2 protein-coding genes are annotated in these 1,591 nt (G+C 52.4%); one reads left to right on the plus strand and one right to left on the minus strand.

The features are described from left to right. The first annotated feature begins 156 nt into the window (after positions 1-156). Positions 157-675, plus strand: a complete 519-nt coding sequence (locus tag AC19YY_RS30950; RefSeq protein ID WP_003464991.1) for a YkgB family protein — start codon at positions 157-159, stop codon at positions 673-675. A gap of 29 nt (positions 676-704) precedes the next feature. Here AC19YY_RS30950 and AC19YY_RS30955 read toward each other — a convergent pair whose 3' ends face one another. Next, complete coding sequence (locus AC19YY_RS30955) at positions 705-1,550, minus strand: AraC family transcriptional regulator (protein ID WP_003464995.1); 846 nt, start codon at positions 1,548-1,550, stop codon at positions 705-707. Positions 1,551-1,591 lie beyond the last annotated feature (41 nt).

A 1,591-nucleotide genomic window follows, 5' to 3' on the forward strand; every position in this document is an offset into this window, starting at 1 on the left:
CCCTTCATCGCGAATTGCACCGCCCAAGACGATCTGCACTGAAATCAATACTTTCTGATGCCTCTTGATTAGAGATGCCAGCCATAATCATCTCATCGCCAACGCATACGGCGTTCGGCAGCCAACACACTCTCACTCACTACTGGAAGCTCAGACATGAAAACCATAGGCATTGAAAACTCGAAGTCCAGCGTACAGGCCCACTTAACGCTTGGAACCAAAACTATGGGGCTAGGTATCTATGGCGCGTACTTGGCTCTCGCTATTATTTACTTCTGGTTCGGCGGCATGAAATTTACCCACTACGAGGCCGAGGGCCTGGTTCCACTGGTGAGCAACAGCCCGCTTTTGGGATGGGTGTATAGCATTTTTTCGGTCGACATGTTCTCCAGCCTGCTCGGCATACTAGAGATTTCGATCGGCACTCTGATCGCAGGCCGCATGCTGTCGCCCAAACTATCCGTGGTAGGAGGCGCTCTGTCTGCAGGCCTGTTCTTCACAACCCTTAGCTTTATGTTTTCCACTCCGGGCGTCATTGAGCCTAGTTTAGGGTTTCCGGCGATTTCCGTTGCGCCAGGTCAGTTTCTGCTTAAAGACTTAGGGTTGCTTGCTGTTTCGATATTTGTGGCAGGCCATTCGCTGGTTGAACTGGAAAAACGTAAAATTAATGCATAATTTTTTCAATGGCTTAAGGCAGTAATGCCTTAGGCCTTTTTGCCATCATTTTCCCCCGCCAGATCTTTCAACCAGTCACGAGGGCTCAACCCCGTCTTGCGTCTAAATGCGCGAGACAGCGCCGAAGGACTTTCGTAGCCGACTTGAGCTGCAATCAGCGTAATCGAGCGCCCTTCTCGCATCAGCTTCTGAGCCAGGCTAACTCGCCAACTCAACAAATAATCAGCAGGCGTCTGTCCGATGACACTCTTGAAATGCACGGCATACGCAGCGCGTGACATATTTGACTCACTGGCCAGCTCTGCTATTGACCAGGCATGTTCCGGGGAGTTGTGCATCTGTAAAAGCGATCGGGCAAGCCGCATGTCGGCCAGTCCAGCCATCATTCCGGTGCGCAACTGGTGATGATCGAGCAGGTAACGGAGCAACAGAATGATTAGGAGCTCAAATAAGCGCTCAAGCGCGGCTTCCCTTCCACAATGCACATTTGCCGCCTCGGCAAACATCCACTCCAACGTGTCTGCCAGCATGGGCAGATCATCGAGTGCGAGCACCAAACAGTCCGGTAATGAAGCCGACAAAGGATTATCAATTCCGCCCTCAAACTCCATGGAAGCACACAACAACTTTGCGCCATCGGACTCACCCGCAAACAATTGATGCTTGGCGGGGCGTGGCATAAAAATCAAGCTAGGGCGAGTGAGCTGCAAATCCTTGCGATCGGGACCAAGCAACGTCACGCTGCCGGCCTGAAGCAGATGGATATAACCTCGCCGCTCGGCGCCATCGTAAGATGCAGAGCCGCATAGGTCGCCGTCATAGAACAGATTGGCCCGCACGCCGAACCGCGAGAGCAAATTAGACAAACGATCCATTGGCCGATCCTTGACGAGTCAGAACGCACAGACCATACCAT

This window comes from Pseudomonas sp. MF09156, assembly GCF_059862305.1.